This window comes from Actinoplanes teichomyceticus ATCC 31121 (genome assembly GCF_003711105.1).
In the GTDB taxonomy this organism is placed as follows: Bacteria; Actinomycetota; Actinomycetes; order Mycobacteriales; family Micromonosporaceae; genus Actinoplanes; species Actinoplanes teichomyceticus.
This window is the reverse complement of sequence record NZ_CP023865.1, coordinates 877346-896459: the sequence shown is the minus strand read 5'-3', so window position 1 is coordinate 896459 and position 19114 is coordinate 877346. Positions and strand designations below refer to the sequence as shown.

The 19114-nt window shown below is 69.4% G+C and carries 15 protein-coding genes and 3 pseudogenes; 6 read left to right on the top strand and 12 right to left on the bottom strand.

The genetic code is table 11. The annotated features are described in order from the left end of the window. Window positions 1-190: 190 nt before the first annotated feature. Window positions 191-1132, top strand: coding sequence for an AfsR/SARP family transcriptional regulator (locus tag ACTEI_RS04130; protein ID WP_164465830.1), 942 nt, complete (start codon window positions 191-193; stop codon window positions 1130-1132). Here ACTEI_RS04130 and ACTEI_RS04125 read toward each other — a convergent pair. The 8 genes from ACTEI_RS04125 to ACTEI_RS04090 form a co-directional block, all read right to left on the bottom strand. Then, window positions 1056-1592, bottom strand: a complete 537-nt coding sequence (locus ACTEI_RS04125) for a S26 family signal peptidase (RefSeq protein ID WP_122976423.1) — start codon at window positions 1590-1592, stop codon at window positions 1056-1058. The genes ACTEI_RS04130 and ACTEI_RS04125 overlap by 77 nt on opposite strands. Window positions 1593-1595: 3 nt before the next feature. After that, on the bottom strand, window positions 1596-3464 hold the full coding sequence (locus tag ACTEI_RS04120; RefSeq protein ID WP_122976422.1) for an ABC transporter ATP-binding protein: 1869 nt from the start codon (window positions 3462-3464) through the stop codon (window positions 1596-1598). A gap of 6 nt (window positions 3465-3470) precedes the next feature. Further along, complete coding sequence (locus ACTEI_RS04115) at window positions 3471-4022, bottom strand: thioredoxin domain-containing protein (RefSeq protein WP_122976421.1); 552 nt, start codon at window positions 4020-4022, stop codon at window positions 3471-3473. 20 nt (window positions 4023-4042) lie between these two features. Further along, entirely contained in the window at window positions 4043-4585 is a 543-nt protein-coding gene (locus ACTEI_RS04110) for a MauE/DoxX family redox-associated membrane protein (protein WP_122976420.1), read from the bottom strand. A gap of 23 nt (window positions 4586-4608) precedes the next feature. Beyond that, on the bottom strand, window positions 4609-4791 hold the full coding sequence (locus ACTEI_RS04105; protein WP_122976419.1) for a hypothetical protein: 183 nt from the start codon (window positions 4789-4791) through the stop codon (window positions 4609-4611). Between the two features lie 396 nt (window positions 4792-5187). Next, the gene (locus ACTEI_RS04100) at window positions 5188-6348 is read right to left on the bottom strand and encodes an alkaline phosphatase PhoX (RefSeq protein ID WP_122976418.1); all 1161 of its coding nucleotides are present in this window, start codon (window positions 6346-6348) and stop codon (window positions 5188-5190) included. Window positions 6349-6626: 278 nt separating this feature from the next. Further along, complete coding sequence (locus tag ACTEI_RS04095) at window positions 6627-8165, bottom strand: PstS family phosphate ABC transporter substrate-binding protein (RefSeq protein WP_164465829.1); 1539 nt, start codon at window positions 8163-8165, stop codon at window positions 6627-6629. 113 nt (window positions 8166-8278) lie between these two features. Continuing rightward, window positions 8279-10090: a LamG-like jellyroll fold domain-containing protein gene (locus ACTEI_RS04090; protein ID WP_122976416.1), complete on the bottom strand. Its 1812-nt coding sequence runs from the start codon at window positions 10088-10090 to the stop codon at window positions 8279-8281. A gap of 297 nt (window positions 10091-10387) precedes the next feature. Here ACTEI_RS04090 and ACTEI_RS04085 point away from each other — a divergent pair, with 297 nt between their 5' ends. From ACTEI_RS04085 to ACTEI_RS04070, 4 genes are all read left to right on the top strand, one after another. Beyond that, on the top strand, window positions 10388-10711 hold the full coding sequence (locus ACTEI_RS04085; protein WP_122976415.1) for an STAS domain-containing protein: 324 nt from the start codon (window positions 10388-10390) through the stop codon (window positions 10709-10711). Window positions 10712-11269: 558 nt separating this feature from the next. Beyond that, entirely contained in the window at window positions 11270-11956 is a 687-nt protein-coding gene (locus ACTEI_RS04080) for a hypothetical protein (protein ID WP_122976414.1), read from the top strand. A 397-nt stretch (window positions 11957-12353) separates the two neighbouring features. Further along, window positions 12354-13334, top strand: coding sequence for a winged helix-turn-helix domain-containing protein (locus ACTEI_RS04075; RefSeq protein ID WP_122976413.1), 981 nt, complete (start codon window positions 12354-12356; stop codon window positions 13332-13334). 245 nt (window positions 13335-13579) lie between these two features. Further along, window positions 13580-15676: an Ig-like domain-containing protein gene (locus ACTEI_RS04070; RefSeq protein ID WP_122976412.1), complete on the top strand. Its 2097-nt coding sequence runs from the start codon at window positions 13580-13582 to the stop codon at window positions 15674-15676. A gap of 57 nt (window positions 15677-15733) precedes the next feature. On the opposite strand, the pseudogene ACTEI_RS39275 reads toward ACTEI_RS04070, so the two are convergent. The 4 genes and pseudogenes from ACTEI_RS39275 to ACTEI_RS04050 form a co-directional block, all read right to left on the bottom strand. After that, window positions 15734-15811 (bottom strand): annotated as a pseudogene (locus tag ACTEI_RS39275) (hypothetical protein); the annotation flags it as partial. Window positions 15812-16015: 204 nt separating this feature from the next. Further along, window positions 16016-16681, bottom strand: coding sequence for a nucleotidyl transferase AbiEii/AbiGii toxin family protein (locus ACTEI_RS04060; RefSeq protein ID WP_122976410.1), 666 nt, complete (start codon window positions 16679-16681; stop codon window positions 16016-16018). Then, on the bottom strand, window positions 16681-17043 hold the full coding sequence (locus ACTEI_RS04055) for a hypothetical protein (RefSeq protein ID WP_122981902.1): 363 nt from the start codon (window positions 17041-17043) through the stop codon (window positions 16681-16683). The genes ACTEI_RS04060 and ACTEI_RS04055 overlap by 1 nt, the downstream gene beginning before the upstream one ends. 137 nt (window positions 17044-17180) lie before the next feature. Continuing rightward, window positions 17181-17658 (bottom strand): annotated as a pseudogene (locus ACTEI_RS04050) (transposase); the annotation flags it as partial. Window positions 17659-17711: 53 nt separating this feature from the next. Here ACTEI_RS04050 and ACTEI_RS39270 point away from each other — a divergent pair. Beyond that, window positions 17712-18921: pseudogene (locus ACTEI_RS39270) on the top strand (ISAzo13 family transposase); the annotation flags it as partial. Window positions 18922-19114 lie beyond the last annotated feature (193 nt).

Below are 19114 nucleotides of genomic sequence, written 5' to 3'. Positions count from 1 at the left end.
GGCCTCACCCCACCGGACACCGACGGTACCGACGGCCTGTCCTAATAGGACGGTTGACATAGAAAAACGTACATTAATTCCCTTTAAAGATTGTTTGTAGTCCTTCGCACGGAAAATATATGATCTTGAAGATCGACTCCGGGTCACGCCATTCGATCACATGTTCATCACTGCGGTACGGGGAGACACAGTGCTTGAAGACCCAGGGAGACCACCCGAGTGCCCGCCCCCGGCGGAGCCTCCGGATCGCGCCGGCGCGGACCGCCCGCACGCCTTCTCGCTGCGGCTGCTCGGGCCGGTGAGCCTGACGGTCCACGACGCGGACGTGCCGCTCGGCGGGCCGAAGGTCGCGGCCGTCCTGACCGCGCTCGCCCTGCACGCCAACCAGTGGGTCTCGCTCGACCGGCTCACCGCGGCGGTCTGGGGTGACACCGCGCCGCCCTCGGCCCGGGTCAACCTGCGCGGGTACGCGGCACGCGTGCGCTGTGCGATGCGGACGGCCGCACCGGACGGCGACGACCGCCTCACCTCGGGGCGCGCCCGCTACCGGCTCCGCCTGGACCCGGGCGAGCTGGACGTCGACGTGTTCCACGCGCTGGCCGAGCAGGCTCGCGCCGCACTGCGCGACGGCCGTGCCGGGGAGGCGATCCCGCTGCTCGACCGGGCCCTGGCGCTCTGGCACGGGGAGCCGGCGGAGAACGTCCCCCGGGTGCCGACCATCGAGCCGCTGCTCACCGCGCTGGAGGAACGCCGGCTGGCGGTGGCCGAGGAGAGACTGGGCGCGCTGCTCGCCCGGGGCGAGGACGCCCTGGTGGTGTCAGCCGCGCGCGCCATGCTCGCCGACCATCCGGACCGGGAACGCACCTGGGGCCCGCTGATCCTGGCGCTGTACCGGCTCGGCGACGTGGCCGGGGCGCTCGGCGCGTACGGTCAGGCCCGCGCGGGAATCGCGCGGCGCCTGGGGATCGAGCCGGGACCGTATCTCACCGGGCTGCATCAGATGGTTCTGCACCGTGATCCCCGACTGGGCTCCTGCGCACCGGCGGCCTGGTGGGTCACGACGGTGGACCAGCCACCGGCTCCCGGTGGGTACCCGCCGGGCGCGGTTGCCGCGCGGCCGGCGGGACGCTGAGCTTGCGCCACACGACGCCGTACACGTCCGCCCACGGGACCGGGCCGGTGTGCCGGGAGTCGACGCTGCGCGCCGCGTTGTCCCCCAGCACGAGAATGACCCGGTCCGGGACCACGGCGCCGGCCACGGAGCCGGTCGCTTCGGCGATCGGCTCCGGCACCGGCTCGCCGGGCACGGCCGCCACCCGCTTTATCCGCCACGAGCGGCCGTACCGGCGCTCCGGCGCCGACGCGCGGGTCAGCAGCTCGGTGACCTGGTAGACCACGATGTCCCCGGCGCGCAGCCGCCCGGCCGGTACGCGCCGGGCCAGGACCCGCTCGCCCGGTTGCAGGGTGGGCTGCATACTGACGCCGCAGACGTCGACGACGGTGACCCGGCGCCGCACGGCCAGCAGCGCGACCACCAGCAGAAGCAGGAGGGCACCGCAGCCGGCCGCCCCGACACCCCAGGCCGCGAGCACGCCTCACCCCTTTCCGGTCGTCACGACGTTCAACGGGTCCCCCTGGTATCCCTCCGCCTGCATCCGGAAGAGCCGGGCGTACCGGCCGTCCAGCGCCATCAGGTCGACGTGCGTGCCCTGCTCGGCGACCTGCCCGTCGTCGAGCACCACCAGCACGTCGGCGTCGCGGACGGCCCCGAGCCGGTGCGAGATCAGGACGCTGGTCCGGTCCGACCGATGCCGCAGCAACGCCTTGTGGATCTCGTACTCGGCCCGCGGGTCCAGGCCCGAGCTCGGCTCGTCCAGCAGCAGCAGGTCACGCTCACCCCGCACCAGCGCCCGTGCCAGGGCGACGCGCTGCCACTGGCCGCCGGACAGCGACACGCCGAGCCGCGCGTTCACCGCGTCACCCTGGAAGAAGACCCGGGACAGCAGCGTGTCGTACCCGTCGGGCAGGTCCCGCAGGGTCTCGTGCACACCGGCGAGCCGGGCGGCGTGCTCCAGCCGTTCCCGGTCGGTCAGCGCGTCCAGACTGCCCAGGCCGATGTTCTCGGCAGCGCTGAGGTCGTAGTGCATGAAGTCCTGGAACACCGCGCCGATCCGCTCGCGCAACGCGGCCGGATCGAGCTCGCGCAGGTCGGCGCCGTCCCAGGTGATCGAGCCGCGCTGCGGGTCGTAGAACCGGCACAGCAGTTTGGCGATGGTGGACTTGCCCGCGCCGTTGACGCCGACCAGCGCCGTCGACCGGCCGGGGCGGATGGTCAGGTTCAGGCCGCGCAACACCCACGGCTGGTCCGGAGCGTAGCGGAACCACACGTCGCGGAACTCGATCCCACCGCGCAACGGCCCGACCGGCGCGGCCGGCGACGCGACGGGCAGGTCGGCGGGACTGTCGACGACGGTGCGGTAGTGCTCGAAGAGCGTCAGCTGCTGGTGCCCGTTCGCGATCTCGGTGATCAACGAGGTCAAGGTCGACTGCACCCCGGCGGTGGCCGCGACGAACAGCGACACGTCGCCGACCGAGATCCGCCCCTGCCATGCCGCGTGCAACGCCCAGCCGAGCCCGGCCGCGGCGATCACCGCCGACAGCATCGCCAGGGAGATCTGCGTACGCAGTTCCCGCCGATCGGTACGCAGGTAGTGCGCGTTGGCCCGGCGGCGGTTGTCGTTCATCAGGTTCCGCAGGTACCCGCCGGCGGCGAACAGGCGCAGCTCCTTGGCGGCCTGCACGCTCGTCAGCACCTCCTGGTAGAAGTGCTCGCGCCGCTCGTACGGCCCGACCTCCCAGGTCGTCGCGGCCCGGCGGCGCGACACCCGCAGCTGCCCGGCCAGTGCCGGCACCGCGGACATCGCGACCAGCACCGCCATCCCGGCGTTGAGCGCGAACAGCGAGCCGAGGAATCCGGCGAGCGTGAGCGCACCGGCGGCCACGGTCAGCACGCCACCGAGCAGGTTGCCGGGGGCGTGGCAGCCGGAATACTGGGCGAGCCGCAGCCGGTCGAGAAAGACCGGATCCTCGAACCGGCTCAGACCGGTGAACCGTTCGGCGGCCCCGAACAGGCCGTCCTGCGCCAGCGCACCGACCTCACGCGTGAACTGTCCGCGCAGGTACCGGGCCGCCAGCGGCAGCAGGGCCGTGGCCAGGCCGACGGCGACCAGCCCGGCGCCGACGGTGAGCAGCCGCCGGGGATCCCCGCCCGGGTGGGTGATCAGTTCCAGCGACAGTTTGGTCAGCCAGGCCGCCGCGACCGGCATGACCGCCGCCGCGACCGTGCACAGCGCCACGCCGACGACCAGTCCGGGACCGGCCTGCCAGCCCAGCCGCACCGCATGTCGCAACCCGCCCAGCAGGGTGCGCAGCCGCGCGGACCGGGAACCCGACGACACGTCCATGCCCGCTCAGCCCACGGCCGGCGCGGTGGCCCGCAGGATCTCCGGTCCGCTCGCCAGCAGCCGCCCGTCGTCGAGCAGGCCGAATGCCGGGAAGCCGCGGACCTTCATGGCCGCACCGATCCCCTGGTCGGCGCCCTCCACGACGACCCGGGCAACCGGGGCCAGCCGGCCGCGGTAGTCAGCGATCTTCTCCTCGCCGGAGGTGTGCACGACGACGGCGAGCACCCGCTCACGGCCACCGGGAAAGCGTGCCGCCGCGGCCAGGAAATCCGGCAGCAACTGTTGGCAACCGGTGCAGTCCTCAAGGAAGAATCCGACCAGATTACGGCCCGGCAGAGACTTCTCGGTAACCATTCCGTCAGCGTCGGTGATCGCCGTGAACGGCTCGGCGCTATCTCCCACCGGCATCATCATCGCCACCGATGTCGCCTCGCCGGACATCAATTTGGTGATGAGTTCGTTATGGATTCGGAGGCGACGGATCACGCCCAGGGAAAGAATGAGATCAAGCACGCAGAGAATCCCCACGAGCACGACCGCGGCGATCAGGTACGGCATCGCAAGAAACTCCCAGTCGTTCAGCGGAACAATTCGACGAGATCGTCGGTGAAGATCAATAGGGTCGCGCCGACGGCCGCCGCCACCACCGCCAGCAGCGCGCCCACCGGATCGGCGCCGGAGGACGCCGGCAGGGCGAGCCCGCTCACCGCCGCCGCGAGGAGCACGCCGTTGCGGACCAGGTGCTGCGGGCCCACCGGCGCCGTGGACGTGGCGAAACAGGCGCAGACGATCCGCTCGTCCCGCGCCAGCACCGCGCCGATGGCCACGATGAAGCCGGCCAGCACCACCGCGGCGAGAGCGAAGCCGGCCGGGGCCGCGGCCGGCACCGCCAGCAGCGCGGGAATGGCCAGCTCGACGGCGAGGACGCCGGCCGACACCCCATGGATGCCGGCCCGCGTCCCGGCCACCCGCTTCACCGCAAGCGGCAACCACGTGGGCAGAAACCTGGCCGTGGCGGCCACGAAAGCGGCGTACGCACGCCGATTCCGTATCTTGCCGGCCGCCGCGGCCAGGAATACCACCGCGATCAGGCACCGGCACCCGATCGTCAGATAGACCATGCCGGCGCCTCAATCTGCTTCGATCAGGAGTACTTGCAGGTGTAGTAGCTGTAGACACCGTCGTTGGTGCACTTGTAGCCGAGCATGTAGGAGTTGCAGCTGTCGTCGTACTGCGGCGCGCGGATGCAGGTGGCGGCCTGCGCCTTGATGCCCGGAACCAGTCGCGACAGCATCCGGTCACCGAATTCGGCGAGCTTGCGGGACATGAGAACCTCCTTGAGAAGTGGTCTGAAGCCACCCTAGAAGGGGTCCGTATATATAGCCGTATATATTGCGTACACACTTTCGTAAAAACACGGAAGCATCCGGTCGTGACGGCGCGGCGCAGGCGCCGGCTGCCAACAGCAGCCGACGACTGCCGGCGGACCCGAGGTCGCCCCGCCGGGATCGGTGGAAATCCGCAGCGAACGTCCGCCACCGACCGACGCCATCTCGGAGAAAAATGCGGCACCACGACCGGCGGCCGGGCGCTTCGCTCCGGCCGCCTCGTCGAAGTTCAGCGACGCGTGTACGCGGTGCGGGCCGGCGCCCGGGCCGCGATCCCGGGGCGGCGCCGGCGCGCCGATCCGGGTCGCGGCACGCGGGCGCGGCGACGTGGCGTCTCAGACCCGGAACGGGCCGGTGACGCAGTAGGTGATGCCGCCGGCCGAGGTGCCGGAGGTGCCGCGCTGCGACGAGAAGTACAGCCGGTCGCCGGCCGGGGTGAACGCCGGCCCGGTGATCTCCGAACCGCTCTGGCCGGTGACGCGCAGGAACGTCGAGACCGTCCCCTGCGGCGTGATCATGCAGATGTCCATGGTCCCGCCGTCCTCGGCGACGTACAGATCCCCCGCCGTGGACCCGGTGATGTTGTCGACGCCGGTCAGCGGGGCGGCGCCCGGGCTGACCAGCGAGTCGTCGTAGGCCAGCTCGTAGGTGCTGGTGAGCAGGTTGAGCTGCCAGACCCGGTTGTCGCCCTTGGTGGTGAACCAGACCCGGTCCGAGGCGTAGTGACAGCCCTCGCCGCCGTTGAACGACTTCGCGCCGCTGACCTGACTGCGGGTGACGGTCGGCGACCCGTCCGGGTCGGGCACGTCCGCCCAGGTGAAGGAGCCGGATGTGGCGCTGCCGGCACGCAGCACCTGCAGCCGGCCCGAGGACAGGTCACCCCAGGTGGTGGGGATGAAGCGGTAGAACTTGCCGTCGGTCTCGTCCTCGGTCAGATAGATCACCTTGCGTACCGGGTCGGCCGCCGCGGCCTCGTGCTTGAACCGGCCCATCGCCGGGCGGACGATCGCCGTCCCGCCGAGCGGATAGGTCTCGTAGACCCGGCCCAGCGCCACCTCCTCGCAGGACAGCCAGGTGTTCCACGGGGTCTTCCCGCCGGCACAGTTCTGATTGGTTCCGGACAGGATCCGGGAGGCGCCGACCACCGCCCCGCTGGCGGAGAAGAGGATGCGCGACGCGCCGCCGCCGGCCGACGCGGCCACCTCGGAGTTGGAGACGTAGACCCAGCCCGTACCGTTCGGGATGACGGCTCCGCCGTCCGGCGCCTGGTGCCAGACGTAGCTGGTGCCGGGCACCACCTGGCCGGAGCGGGCCACCACCTGGCTGGTGAAGCCGGGCGGCAGCTGGATGCCGTTCGCGTCGGCCGCCAGCAGGGCGCCGTACGGCCCGGGGCCGTTCTGCGCCGGGGCGCCGTAGGCAGCCGACCATGCGGTGAACGGCAGCGCCATCGCCGAGGCGCCGACCACCGTGGTACGTAGCATCGTTCGCCGATCCATCGATCCTCCTCAGTGTGCTTGAGAGGATTCGACCGGGCGCAGATGATGCCGGCGGGTGCGGTGGGTGAACGGGCGGCCACACCTTCCCGACACCGGGAAGCGCCGCGGCCGGCCGGACCGATCAGCGCGGCCTGTACGCCCTCGGCAGCCGCATCCCGGCGGAATCCCCTGATCCGCTCCTGTCCCCGGAGCCTCCCATCGAGAGGCGTCGACGCGACGGCGCGCCGGGCGGGCACATGAGCCGGCGGTGAACAGCCGGATACGCGTCCGCCGTCCGGTCAGTCCCGCGGGGTCGTGCACAGCGGTTCGGGCGTGCCGTCGGTGCGGACGCAGGGGGCGTACTGCTGCGCGGCGATCATGGAGCGCGCCTCGGCGGCGACCAGATAGTTGGCGAACGAGCGGGTCAGCGGGTCGGTCCTGTCGAGGTCGCCGTAGCTGTACAGGTACTCCACGGTCCAGAACGGGTAGCCGGCCCGGATGTCGTCGATCGTGGCCGCCTGCCCACCGATGCGCACCTGCTTCACCCCCGGAGTCAGCAGCGCGTTCGGCGTGTCCACGTACCCGACGGCGCCCGGGCGGGTGCGTACCTTGACCAGCACGTCGCTGGTCGTCGTCTGCTCGCAGATGATCGGCTGGGACCGGGCGACGCCCTCCCGCAGCACATCGCAGGAGTCACTGGTGGCACCCGCCTGGCGGCCCTTGAGCACGTACGTCTCCAGCGCCCGCCGGCTGCCCGAGCGGTCGTCGCGGGCCACCACCCGGATCGGCGCCGAGTCCACCGAGGCCGCGACGTCGCGCCAGTCGGCCACCTCGCCCCGGAAGATCCGCGCCAGGGCGCCGGCCGGGATGTCGCTGACCGCGACGCCGTTGTTGACCACCACGCTGTACGGGACGACGGCGAGGCCGCGGCTGGGCACCAGATCGGTGAAGCCGATGAACTTGCCGTCCGCCAGGGCGAGCCGACGTGGCCGCTGCTCGGGCGCGATGTTCTGGAGGTGATCGAGACCCTCGAAGCTGCCCGCCGCGACCACGGTGATCTTCGCGTCGTCGCAGTAGGTCATGTACTGCTCGGCCAGGTGGGCGGCGATCCCGGCGAACGCGCTGGAGCCCTCCACGGTCAGCTCGCCGGAGGCGCAGACCGGCGCGCCGGCCGTGGTGCCCGCCTTCTTCTCCGAGCCGGCGAACAGCAGCGTGGTCACGAGCGCGCCCGCCAGCAGGGTGCTCACCGCGGCGCCGACGATCGTGGTACGCCTGGTCCGGGGCGTGTCGGCCTGGGTGACCAGGCCGCCCTCGGACAGCCGCCCGATCGCCTTCGCCGGCGGGTTCTGCCCGGCGCCCTCGTTGGAGAGCAGGACGACGACCTTGTACTCCTCGTTCGGGTTCAGGTCCACGCGCGGCAGTTCGAGCGACGACCGGCCGAGCTGCCACGTGAAACTGTCGAACTCCCTGCTGAGCGCCTCCGGCTTCGCCTCGGTCAGACCCGCCGCGATGGTACGGCGCTGCGGGAACTGCAGTTCGAGGGTCTTGTAGTCCCGCCTGGAGATCGCCGTACGGCCCACGTTCTTGACCCTCGCCACCACCAGGGCCGGCTCGGCGATGTGCGTGTTCTCCTGATCCATCACCCGCGCGACCAGCCGGGCGTACGCCGGGCTGAAGCCCAGCGGGGAGTTGAACCGCACCCGGAACGACAGCACCCGCTTACGCCGGGCCTGCACCTGGTTGAACGCGGTGAGCCCGACGGCCAGCACGAGCGCGGCGACGAGGCTGCTGACGCCCTGCTGGGCGCTGAGCCAGTCGACCAGGACCGAAATCGCCACCGATCTCACCTCCGCGGCATGGTGGATACGACGCATGGCCCTCCGGCGGTGCGCCGGTCACCGGACGGCAGGCCACCGGGGCCGCGTGGACGGTCCGGGAGCCCGGGGCACGCCTACCGGAAGTGCCGGTCCGGCAGGAACTGTTCCGGACGCAACGGCCGGCTGGTGATGCGGGTGTCGCCGATCCAGCCGTAGAAACCCTGGTCGTACCGGAGGTCGAACGAGGTGCCGCCGAGGGTGAACGGGCGGCCCACGGTCGCCACGCCGTGCGCCGGCCGGGTGGGGTTGCGGGCGATCCGCGAGCCGTTCACCCAGACGATGCTGCGCCGGCCGTCGTTGACGATCGCCACGTGGTGCCAGACGCCGACCGGCAGCGCGTGGCTCCACGAGGTCGGGTTGTGGTCGCCGTCGTGGCTGTACAGCACGTACTGCAGGAATCGTTCCGGTGAGACGTTCAGGCTGCAGGTGGGCTCCAGCGGGGACCAGCCGCTGTGCTTGCCGGCGTCGCCGCTGCGCCCCTCCCAGCTGAACACGCCCATCCAGGCGTGGTTGCCGACGAACGGCTCGGGCAGTTTGAGGAACACCTCGAAGGTGTAACCGTCCAGGAAGGTCATGCTGTTCAGCGGGGCGTCCGCGGCGGTCTGCAGCAGGGCGCCGCGGCCGGCCGCGCCGTCGAAGCGGAGGCTGGCGTGCGCCGGGGCACCCGGGTGGTGGTCGGCCGCGAGGGTGAGCGCGTCGGCTCCGCTGCCGGCCAGCCGGCGTACGGTGAGGTGGTTGCCCTTGCCGGACCGGTCGGTCACCACCGCGCCGTCGGTGACCGCCTGGTCCGCGGCGTCGAACCGCCAGTAGGCGGCGGTGTGCCGGTCCACCACCCGGGCCGCCGGCCGGGGCGCCGGAAGCGCCGGCGGCGCGAACCCGGCGAAGCGCCGCGCGAAGTCGATCTCCAGGCTGAACCGGTCGGTGTCGCCGGTCAGCTCGATGCTCTCCGCCTCCAGCGGGGTACGCGCCCGCGGGTCGCGGGCCAGGAACCACGGCGCGAACGTCTCCACGTCGATCCGGTTGCGCACCAGGTCGACGTGGTAGAGCCGGATCATGCCGGCGCCGCCGTAGTAGCGGTCCTGATAGTTGGCGACGTGCACGTGCACGTCGTGCCCGGCGGCGTTGCGCAGCACGGTCCGGCCGGGCGGCCAGTAGTGGCCGTTGAGGGTCAGGAAGATCTGGTCGTGGTCGCGGATCAGGCCGTCCCAGAGCCGCTGGCCGTGCCCGGACAGGTGCGCCTCGCCCTGCTCGTCGGCGTAGGCCAGGTCGTGGGTGGTGACGATGGCCGGCAGCGCCGGATGGGCGTCCAGCAGATCGCGCGCCCAGGCCAGGCCGGCGTCGGAGATGCGCCAGTCCAGGGCCAGGATCAGCCATTGCCGGCCGGCGGCGCTGATCCGGTGCGCGCTGTTGTAGCCGTCCGGGGAGGCGTCGAGGAAGCTGCTCGCCCGGCGCAGCCGCTGCGGGCCGAAGGTCGACAGGTACGGGGTGCCGCCGCGCTGGTCGGTCGTCCCGGAGCCGACGTCGTGGTTACCGGCCAGCACGCTGTACGGCAGCCTCCCGTCGATGGCGGCGAACGTCGACCCGGCCAGCGCGATCTCCGGCTCGGTGCCGTGCTCGGTGACGTCGCCCAGATGCGTCAGGAACGCGACGTTGTCCTCGGCGCACTCCTGCAGCAGGTAGCGGAAGGTGGCTCGCAGCGGCGCCGGGTCGCTGCTGTCGGCGTCGAACAGATACTGGGTGTCGGGCAGCACGGCCAGCGCGAACCGCGGGCTGGTGCGGTCGAAGCGGTGGGTGGATGCGGCGGCCGGGGCGGAGTCGGCGGCGGCCACCGTGATCGGTACGGCGGGCGCGGCCAGGGCGGCGCGCAGCAGGTTCCTTCGGTCCACAGCGGTCAATATCGCGCCCGTGGCGCAACGGCAGGCGGACAGCACGCGAGAACCAGGCGAATAGACGTCTTCCGATAAGCGGCGGCGCCGGCTCCCCGCGGGGTGGGCCGGGATCGGCAGCGCATCGTTCGCCCAGTGTTCAACAGGCCGTCCGGCCAGTTTGCCGCATTCGTACTCGAAGGTGCCCCGACGGCCAGGCGGTGACCGGGTGAACTTTCCTCAGCGGACCTCGCCAAGGCGCGACCCAGCCCCTAGCCTTGCGACTCGGAGAAACACCGGGTAACGGAAGGTAAAGCGATGACGACCAGCACGGTCGACGTCACCACCAGCACCGACGGCACTCTCGTCATTCATCCGCACGGGGCCCTCGACGCCACCGACGCCGTCGGGCTGCGCCGCACCCTGGTGCAGGCGATCCGCCACATCAGGCCGTTGCGCCTGGTCCTGGACATGGCCGACGTCCAGGGGCTCGACCCCATCAATCTCGGTACCCTTGCCGCCGCCTGCAACATCGGCGACGACCACCAGGTCGCCGTCTTCTTCGAACACTCCTCGGCGGGTCTCGCCGAACTGCTGACGGCGGCCGGCGTCCCGCAGCACCGGTTCCGGCACGTCGACTGAGGCGCCGCCGGGCTCCGCGCCGGATCGCCGGGGGCGGGCGCGACGACGCCACGACCGCTCTCCGGATTCGCCGGTCCGCACCCCCTCCGCGCCGCGGGCGCCGGCTCAGCTGGTGCCGGACCCGGGCACGCGGCTGACAGGCGGCAGGCGCCGCGCGGGGTCCGCGGTGGCCGGCGCGGCCGCGGCGCCGCGTCGAGACCTCCGGCCGACGCCGCACCCCGCCTGACGACGTCGCCGCGCAGGCCGCGGCGTCTGGGCAGGGACTTTGGCCGCACATCGAAGATTCTTGATCTAGAGGCCCTCCCGGAACAAGACTCGTGGCATCCGCCGCCGCCGATATCCAACGACAGATCGTTCCGGCGGCAAACGTCGATTGCCGCCACGGATGTCGGCGTCGCATCACGAGCCCGGAAGAGGTCCATTTTGATTCACGCACGTCGCGGCTGGCTGACCTATGCCAGAATTCGGCACCTTCTCGTCGTTGCCACGGTCTCGATCATCGGGACAGCATTCCTCGCGGCTCCGGCGCAGGCCGCAAGAACGATCAGGATCCTGCAGATGAACATCTGCAACAGCGGCAAGGCCGGCTGCTACTCCGGAGAACGGGCCGTCGACGAGGCCAAGGTGCTCATCGCCGAGCACCTTCCGACCGCGGTTTTCATCAACGAGATCTGCCGGGGTCAGGAACTCGACATCGCCCAGAACGGCAGCTACCCCGACTATCCGGCCACCCATTTCACGGCCGCCTGGAACGCAGACGCGAACACCACCGTGAAATGCACGAACGGGGCGGACTACGGTAGCGCCATTCTCGTCAACAACAATTACGCATACATGAACGACCGGGGCGTCTACAGCGCGCAGAACAGCACGTCGGAGCAGCGGGTGTACGGCTGCGCCAGGTTCGCCGACTTCTACGGCTGCGTGACCCACCTGAGCACCGACGAACCCACCGCGCTCAACCAGTGCAACCAGCTGAGCAAGCAGAAGCTGCCGGCGATGCAGGCCCTCTACGGGGAGAGCTCCGTTCCGGCGATCATCAGCGGCGACCTCAACATGGAGTACGACACCGCGGACCCGGAGAACGTACAGAAGTGCGTCCCTTCCGGGTGGACCCGCAAGGGTGACGGGGACGTGCAGCACGTGATGGTGTCGTCCCACTTCACGGGGATGTCGTCCAAGGTCTGGCCCACCTACTACACCGATCACGATGCGCTCGAGATCACGGTGACCGCCCCGTGGTGACCCCACCGACCGGGGCCGGCTGAACGTCGCCTCGTCGAGATGTCCGCGACCCCGGCCGACGGGTCGCGGACATCGTCGGCCGCATGACCGGGGACGCGCGCGCCTTGCCGACGACCGGAGGGTCTCCGGACGGCAGCCGGCCCGCCCGGCCCGGCGGTCCGGGCGCCGTACGCCGGCCGGCGATCGCCATGTGGAGCAGCTCACATAGATCACGGTCAGTTGACCCAACCCGGGCGAAGCGGGACCAGTCAGACTGTTAATTGCACGCTACGTGGCCATTACCCTCCGCCATTTTTCACCGGAAAGCCATTCACCCTCTCCCCCTGGTAGGTTGACTCGGACGGATGTTCCGAGCCGCGTGAACTTTGCGGCCCGTCATTGCGATCGGGGGAAATCAATGACATTCGCATCCAGTTTTTCCAACAATTCCGTCGTCCTTGTCGCTCGAGAGCCCGTGATGGCCGTGGAATTGGTGCTCAGCTACGATCTGATACGGACCGGCACGCCCTCCGTCATGCGCCGCTGGCAGGCCCGCGCCGTCTCACGTCTACGCAATTCTGCGGCGCACTCGGATGTCGCGTCGCTGAAGAGCATCCTGGAAGCACATCCGCTCAGCTCGGCGATCAAGACGGTTGCGTCGATGACCGGAGGCCTTCTTCCGGATCGGCACTGCTGCCGCGGCGGCATTTCCACCGAAGACCACGACGCCGGGGAAAATCCGTTCCAGAATTATTACCAAGCAGTGATCGAGCCGCACGCGGCCGCCCTGGTCGCGGCCCTCGACTACGAACGGGCGGAATACGACCGGATCCTGCGCTCGCAGGGCTCGGAAGCGATCTCACGCCTTCTCAGGGGGATCACTCCCGCGGCGCCGCGCACGACGCGTTCGGCCGGGACCGCCGGCAACGACGTGACGATCATTCCGTCGGCCTTCTGCCAGGAGCAGATCATGATGACCGACACCGAGCACGGGCACACCACAGTGGTGTGCCCGATGACGTCGGCCGCACAGTCCATCGCGACGGGTCATGACATCGCGCCCGGAGCGGACCGGCCGCATTCCTTGCAGCACCTGGTGGGCCGCACCCGCGCCGCGATCCTGTACATCCTGCAGAAGCGGCACACGACGACCAGGGTCAGCGAGTGCTCGGCCATCTCGGCATCCACGGCCAGCCGCCACCTGTCGATCCTGCGTGACGCGGGCCTCGTGCAGAGCCGGCGCCACGCCAATGAGATGCACCATGAATTGACCGCCCTCGGCGAGACCCTGATCAAGTCCTCACCGCCCTGGATCGAGGCCATGCGCCGGTGCGCCTCACGGTGCCGGTTGCCGGAGAGGGCGGGTCGCAGGATCGGGTCCGTCTCCGGAGCAGCGTGAGCGATCGGTGGCGGGTCGCGGTGAGCCGGGCCGCGGTCCGTCCGCAGGGTGCGGCGGCAATCTCGCCCACACAGCGACGCGGGTGTGGTGTCGCTGACAGAGATCGATACCATGGGGCGCTGACCATCCATGGCTACGGGGGCCATCTCTTGCGCGTACTTTCCTTGTCACTTGCTGCCCTGCTGCTGACCGGCGCGACCACCACGGTCGCCACTCCGGCGGCCGCCGCAAGTGAGAAGCGTTGGATGCCCTTCACCGTCGGGCTCGCCCCCGGTGTGGACGCCGCCGCGCTGTTTGAGCGCCTGAACGTCGAGTTCTACGGCTCGATCGAGACGATCGCCCAGCTGAACGCCGTGCAGGCCAACCTCTACTACGAGCCGGACAAGTACGGCCTCGGCTACGACAAGTTGCTGGACGCCCTGCGGGCCGACCCGCAGGTCCGGTACGCGGAGAAGGAGGAGTTGGCGTACCAGTTCCCGCCGGCGGCGCACACGCTGGACGGCAGTGAGCTGGACATCGTCCGGCTACCGCGGGTCCGTTCCGGCAGCGCCCCGGTGACCGTGGCCGTGATCGGCAACGGTGTCACGCCGAACCAGGAGCTGCCGGCGGAGCGGGTGGTGGCCGGCTACGACGCCACCGAGATCTACAGAAGGACCACTGATCTGACCGGGCGCGGGACGATGGCCGCCGGCATCATCGCCGGAGACTCCGGCATCTGCTCAAGCTGCAAGATCATGCCGATCCGGCTCACCCTGGAGAGCGACACCACCCAGTCGCTCTCCGACAGCCTCGCCCGGGGCATCGTCTGGGCCACCGACAACGGCGCCCAGGTCATCACCACGACGGCGTACCTGCACTTCGACACCACCCTGATCAGGGAAGCGGTCCGGTACGCCACCGAGCGGGGTGTACTGATGGTGGCGTCGGCCAGCACGGATGCACACCAGGGCAGACGCGTCTTCCCGGCCGGCTTCGACGACGTGCTGGCGGTGAGTGCCGTGACCACCTCCGGCCAGGACACCATGCGCGGCAACCACAACACCGAGACCGACAGGTGGATCGACGTGGCCGCCGCCGAGGGCGTGCCCGCGGTGGATCACAACAACGAGTCGAAGGTGCTCGCGGGCGTGGAGGGCTCGACCGCGGTGGTGGCCGGCACCGTCGCCCTGGCGTTCGCCTCCAGGCCCGGAGTCACGGCCGCCGAGGTGCGCAAGGCGATCACCGACACCACCACGACCGACGGCGTCAGCCTGCCGCTGCTGAACGCGGGGACCGCGGTGTACTCGCTGACCGGCCAGGACTCCGCGGACCCGGAGATCACCTCGACCGGCCTCACCACCGACCAGTTGATCACCGACGTGATGTCGTTCCGGCCCTCGGCCGTCGACGACACCGCCGTCACCCGCATGGAGCTCTACGTCGGCGGGGACAAGGTCGCGACGCGGTGGAACCCCTGGCAGAGCATGAACTGGTCGCCTCCGGAGAACTTCAACGGCCGGATCGCCCTCACCCTCCGGGCGGTCGACGTCGCCGGTAGGAGCAGCAGTGCGACCACGACGGTCCGGGTCGACACGGCCGGTCCGGCGGGCAGCATCGTGTCTCCGGCGGCCGGCGCGCGCGTCCGGGGCTCGGTCGAGGTCGTCTTCCGCGGTGCGGCCGACGTCGCCTCCGCCGAGGTCAACGGCGTAGCGATGAAGCGGGCGGGCAGCGATTGGTCCGCCACCGTGGCACCGAGCGGCGGCCGGCTCGTGGTGGAAGCCACCGACAAGGACGGCTACCGCAGCCGGTTCACCCAGACCGTGGTGGTCGACAACGACGGCCCGGCCGCGACCGTGAACCCGAAGCAGAACACCCGCGTCCGTGGCACCTTCACCACCTCGCTCACCGCGGTGAACGACGCCTCCGGCGTGGCCAAGGCCGAACTGTGGGCGAACGGGAAATACCTCGGCGCCGGATACTCGAAGAAGGTCGCCACCGGTCAGAGCAGCGGCAACGTCAAGCTCGTCTGGAAGCTGACCGACCGGCTCGGCAACACCCGCAGCTACACCCGGACCGTGATCGCCGACAACAAGGCGCCCTCGCTCTCGATCACCAAGGCGCCGGGCGACAAGGCGAAGGTCAAGGGCACCGTCCAGGTCACGGTGAAGGCGTCGGACGCCTCCGGCATCGCACGGATCGAGCTGAGCGTGAACGGCAAGGTGGTCGCGACGGACAAGACCGCCGGCTACGTGCTGCGCGTCAACACCGACAAGCAGAAGAAAACCATGAAGGTACGGGTCTGCGCGTACGACAAGCTCGGCAACATCGCGTACACCGGCACCCGCACCTGGTACCGCCGATAGTGCGATCCAGCCCCGGGCGGTGTGCCGACGGGTCAGGCACATCGCCCGGGGCTGTTTCTAGCCCTTCAGGAGCTGCCGGGCCATGACGATTCGCTGCACCTGGTTCGTGCCCTCGTAGATCTGGGTGATCTTGGACCACATATGGCCTGAGCTGCTAAAACGTCGCTCGCAGCACTCCTCGCCCAGGATTTGCCCAGAACGTCGGCGTGGCCATCAGCGCGTTCAGCCCACCTCCGCGAACTCGTCCATCGACGCAGTGCGATTCAAATCCATCCAGCAGCGATCAACAACAACCAGCACGATCGCCATCAGCTGAGCCGATTAGACCCCCTGCTTCGGTCACTGCGGCGAGGTCTGCAGTTCGGCCTGCCAGGTCCGGAAACGTTCGCGCATCGCCGCAACTTGGTCGGGTTCGAGCCCGTAGTCGATGAAGTCTTGATCGTCGAAACGGTTGATCGCACCGAGCATCTGCGCGAAATACTGCCGATCGAATCCGGCGTCGGCCTCCGACGCCAGGTTGCACAGCTGCTTCGGCGTATACCGGCCCCGAGTTATAGCGGCGTCGATGTCGATGAAATCCCGCGCGGCGGCCCGGTTGTACAAGGCGTCCATCTTGCCCGCCATCACGTCATCGGGGTGCAGGACCGGACCGATCTGCATCTCAACGGGCGGCTGAGCGCGCCAGTTGGCAACAAGTTCGACTCGATGTTGCTGGCCCGGATCGGCGGCCTGACTAACGTGCAGCCGGGCAAATGTCTCTAAGCGGAGATCGACCACAACACCGAACCCCTCGCTTTCGAAGGCGGCGATGACCGCATCAACAGCCGTAGGAAAATCAGCACGCCGTTGCCAGTCGGCGAAAAGGTCGACGTCCTCACTCGGCCTGTCGATGATGCCGTGCGCAGCGACGGCATGACCTCCGGCCAGGGCGAAACCAAACGGACCGCCCGCCCGTAGACCGATCTCGGCGAGCACGAGGTGCAGCGGCTCTGTCTCGTGTGGCACTACGCGGCGGCCCTGCGGACTGCGGCGAGCACCGGATGCTTCGCCTCCCAAGCGAGTCGCACCTGCGGCGGAAGGACCAGGCTGCTCCAAAGGCGCAGGAGCGTTGGACCGCTCAGCCAGAGCTGAAGATCCTCGGCGGTTGTCGCCTCGCGCAGAACGGTTTCGTACATGCTGGCGAGTCGGCGCGGGTTGTCGAGGTCGTATCGCGCACGCCCGGACCAGTCGAGCCGTCGGCTGAGCACGACCTGACCCGTGATCGGCCCGTCCAGTTCACCGAATTCCTCGATGACGACGTACGGCCGCTGATCTGCGTACCGTGAGCCGCGCGGCGCGCCAGGCCCCGGCTCGGTCAGCTCAGCCACAGTCCTGTACCTCTCATAGCATGCCCGGCAGGCGGGCAGAATCCTATATCGATCGTACCGCCAGGAGCAGAAGCAAGCGGCCAGCACGGTCAAGTCCCCGGCAGTGGTGTAACGGCTGATCGTTCGAGTTGTGCTGGTTAGAGCTTGCTGGCGGTTTCCAGTTCGGGTTGGCCGGGGCCGGTGGCGGGGGTTTTGCGGGCGCGGTCGAGGATGTCGAGGGCGAAGTAGCGGCGGCCTTCGGTCCATTCGTCGTGTTGTTCGGCCAGGACGGCGCCGACGAGGCGGGTGACGGCGTCGCGGTCGGGGAAGATGCCGACGACGTCGGTGCGGCGGCGGATCTCCTTATTCAGGTGTTCGTTGGGGTTGATCCTCACAATTCGACCAGATCTGGCGCCAGATCTGCTGCGGGAAGCCGGTGAAGGTGAGCAGGTCGGCGCGGGCGGCGTCGAGGTAGGCGGCCACTTTCGGCAGGCTGACGGCGGTGGTGTCGAGGAATTTGTCGAACTGGGCGTGCACTGATTGCGGGTCGGGCTGGTCGTAGACCGAGTGCAGCATGGTCTTGACCGCCGGTCACGCCGATTTCGGGCACACGCTCATGAAGTTCGCGGCGAAGTGGAGCTATATCGAAACAAGCCGTGGAGATGGAAACGATCCATCGTTGGTCTTGTATGGCAGTCGGTGCAGAAGTGCTGGGGAAAATCGTTGCGCGTCACGAGGCGCTGGGTCCGCACCTCAACGAGCGACAGCGGCGACTGTCATTAGCCGTCGAAGCGCGGCTTCTCGGCCACGGCGGAGTCCGGGCCGTTGCCCGAGCAGCCGGCGTGAGCGAGACCACCGTGCGGGCGGTGTCTTCGAGCTGGAAGCCGGCGAAGACCCCCTGCCGCCAGGCCGGGTCCGTCGGGCGGGCGGCGGTCGCAAGCCGCTGACCGAGCACGACGCCTTGCTCTTGCCGACCTTGTTAGCGTTGGTCGAGCCGGACGAGCGTGGGGATCCGATGTCGCCGTTGCGGTGGACCACGAAGTCGTTACGCCACTTGGCCGACGAGTTGACCAAGCAGGGACATCCGATCTCGGCGGCGACAGTGGGGGGCTGTTACACCGCAACGGCTTCAGCTTGCAGGCCAACGCCAAAACCCTTGAAGGCAAGCAACATCCCGACCGCGACACCCAGTTCGGCTATGTGAACAAGCAGGTCAAGGATCATCAGCAGGCCGGCGAACCGGTGATCAGCGTGGATGCGAAGAAGAAGGAGCACTTGGGCCTGCTCCCGGCTGGCGGCAGGGAATGGCGTCCTCGCGGTGATCCGGTCGAGGTCGTCGACCACAGCTTCTTCGCCGGCCCGCAGGTTGAGCACGCTCTGCCCTATGGCGTCTATGACCTGGCCAAGGACACCGGCTGGGTCAACGTCGGCGTCGATCACGACACCGCGGCGTTCCCGGTCGCCTCGATCCGCCGCTGGTGGCAGGGCCGCGGCCGCCTGGACTATCCGCACGCCACCCGGCTGCTGATCACCGCCGATGCGGGAGGATCCAACTGCTACCGCTTCCGGCTCTGGAAAGCCGAACTCGCCACCCTGGCCGCCGAGACCGGCTTGACCATCACGGTCTGCCACTTCCCACCCGGCACCTCCAAGTGGAATAATATCGAGCACCGGCTATTCAGCCACATCACCATGAACTGGCGCGGCCGACCCCTGACCAGCCACGAAGTCGTCGTGCAGACGATCGCCGCCACGACCAGCCGCACCGGACTGCGGATCAACGCCAGCCTCGACACGCGTGGCTATCCGCTCGGTATTTCGATCACCGCCGCCCAACTCCAGGCCCTGCCGATCACCGCTCATGCCTGGCACGGTGCTTGGAACTACACCATCGGACCACCCGCCCCCGACACGGCCACTGCACCCGCCGCCGACAGCGCCGCCGCATTGCAGACCCGAACCCATCACCTGCAGTCACTGGCAGACCCGAGGCTGACCGGCATGAGTCGCGATGATCTCGACCAGCTGGCCAACCGACTCACCTGCGACCAAGCCGCCCAGATCCAACAACGCTGCTACCACCAGCGCGGCG

Excerpts from the sequence above, each read along its gene's own strand:
- ACTEI_RS04120 (WP_122976422.1), bottom strand. The coding sequence starts at position 3,464 with ATGGACGTGTCGTCGGGTTCCCGGTCCGCGCGGCTGCGCACCCTGCTG.
- ACTEI_RS04115 (WP_122976421.1), bottom strand. The coding sequence starts at position 4,022 with ATGCCGTACCTGATCGCCGCGGTCGTGCTCGTGGGGATTCTCTGCGTG.
- ACTEI_RS04110 (WP_122976420.1), bottom strand. The coding sequence starts at position 4,585 with ATGGTCTATCTGACGATCGGGTGCCGGTGCCTGATCGCGGTGGTATTC.
- ACTEI_RS04105 (WP_122976419.1), bottom strand. The coding sequence starts at position 4,791 with ATGTCCCGCAAGCTCGCCGAATTCGGTGACCGGATGCTGTCGCGACTG.
- ACTEI_RS04100 (WP_122976418.1), bottom strand. The coding sequence starts at position 6,348 with ATGGATCGGCGAACGATGCTACGTACCACGGTGGTCGGCGCCTCGGCG.
- ACTEI_RS04085 (WP_122976415.1), top strand. The coding sequence starts at position 10,388 with ATGACGACCAGCACGGTCGACGTCACCACCAGCACCGACGGCACTCTC.
- ACTEI_RS04080 (WP_122976414.1), top strand. The coding sequence starts at position 11,270 with ATGAACATCTGCAACAGCGGCAAGGCCGGCTGCTACTCCGGAGAACGG.
- ACTEI_RS04075 (WP_122976413.1), top strand. The coding sequence starts at position 12,354 with ATGACATTCGCATCCAGTTTTTCCAACAATTCCGTCGTCCTTGTCGCT.
- ACTEI_RS04070 (WP_122976412.1), top strand. The coding sequence starts at position 13,580 with ATGCCCTTCACCGTCGGGCTCGCCCCCGGTGTGGACGCCGCCGCGCTG.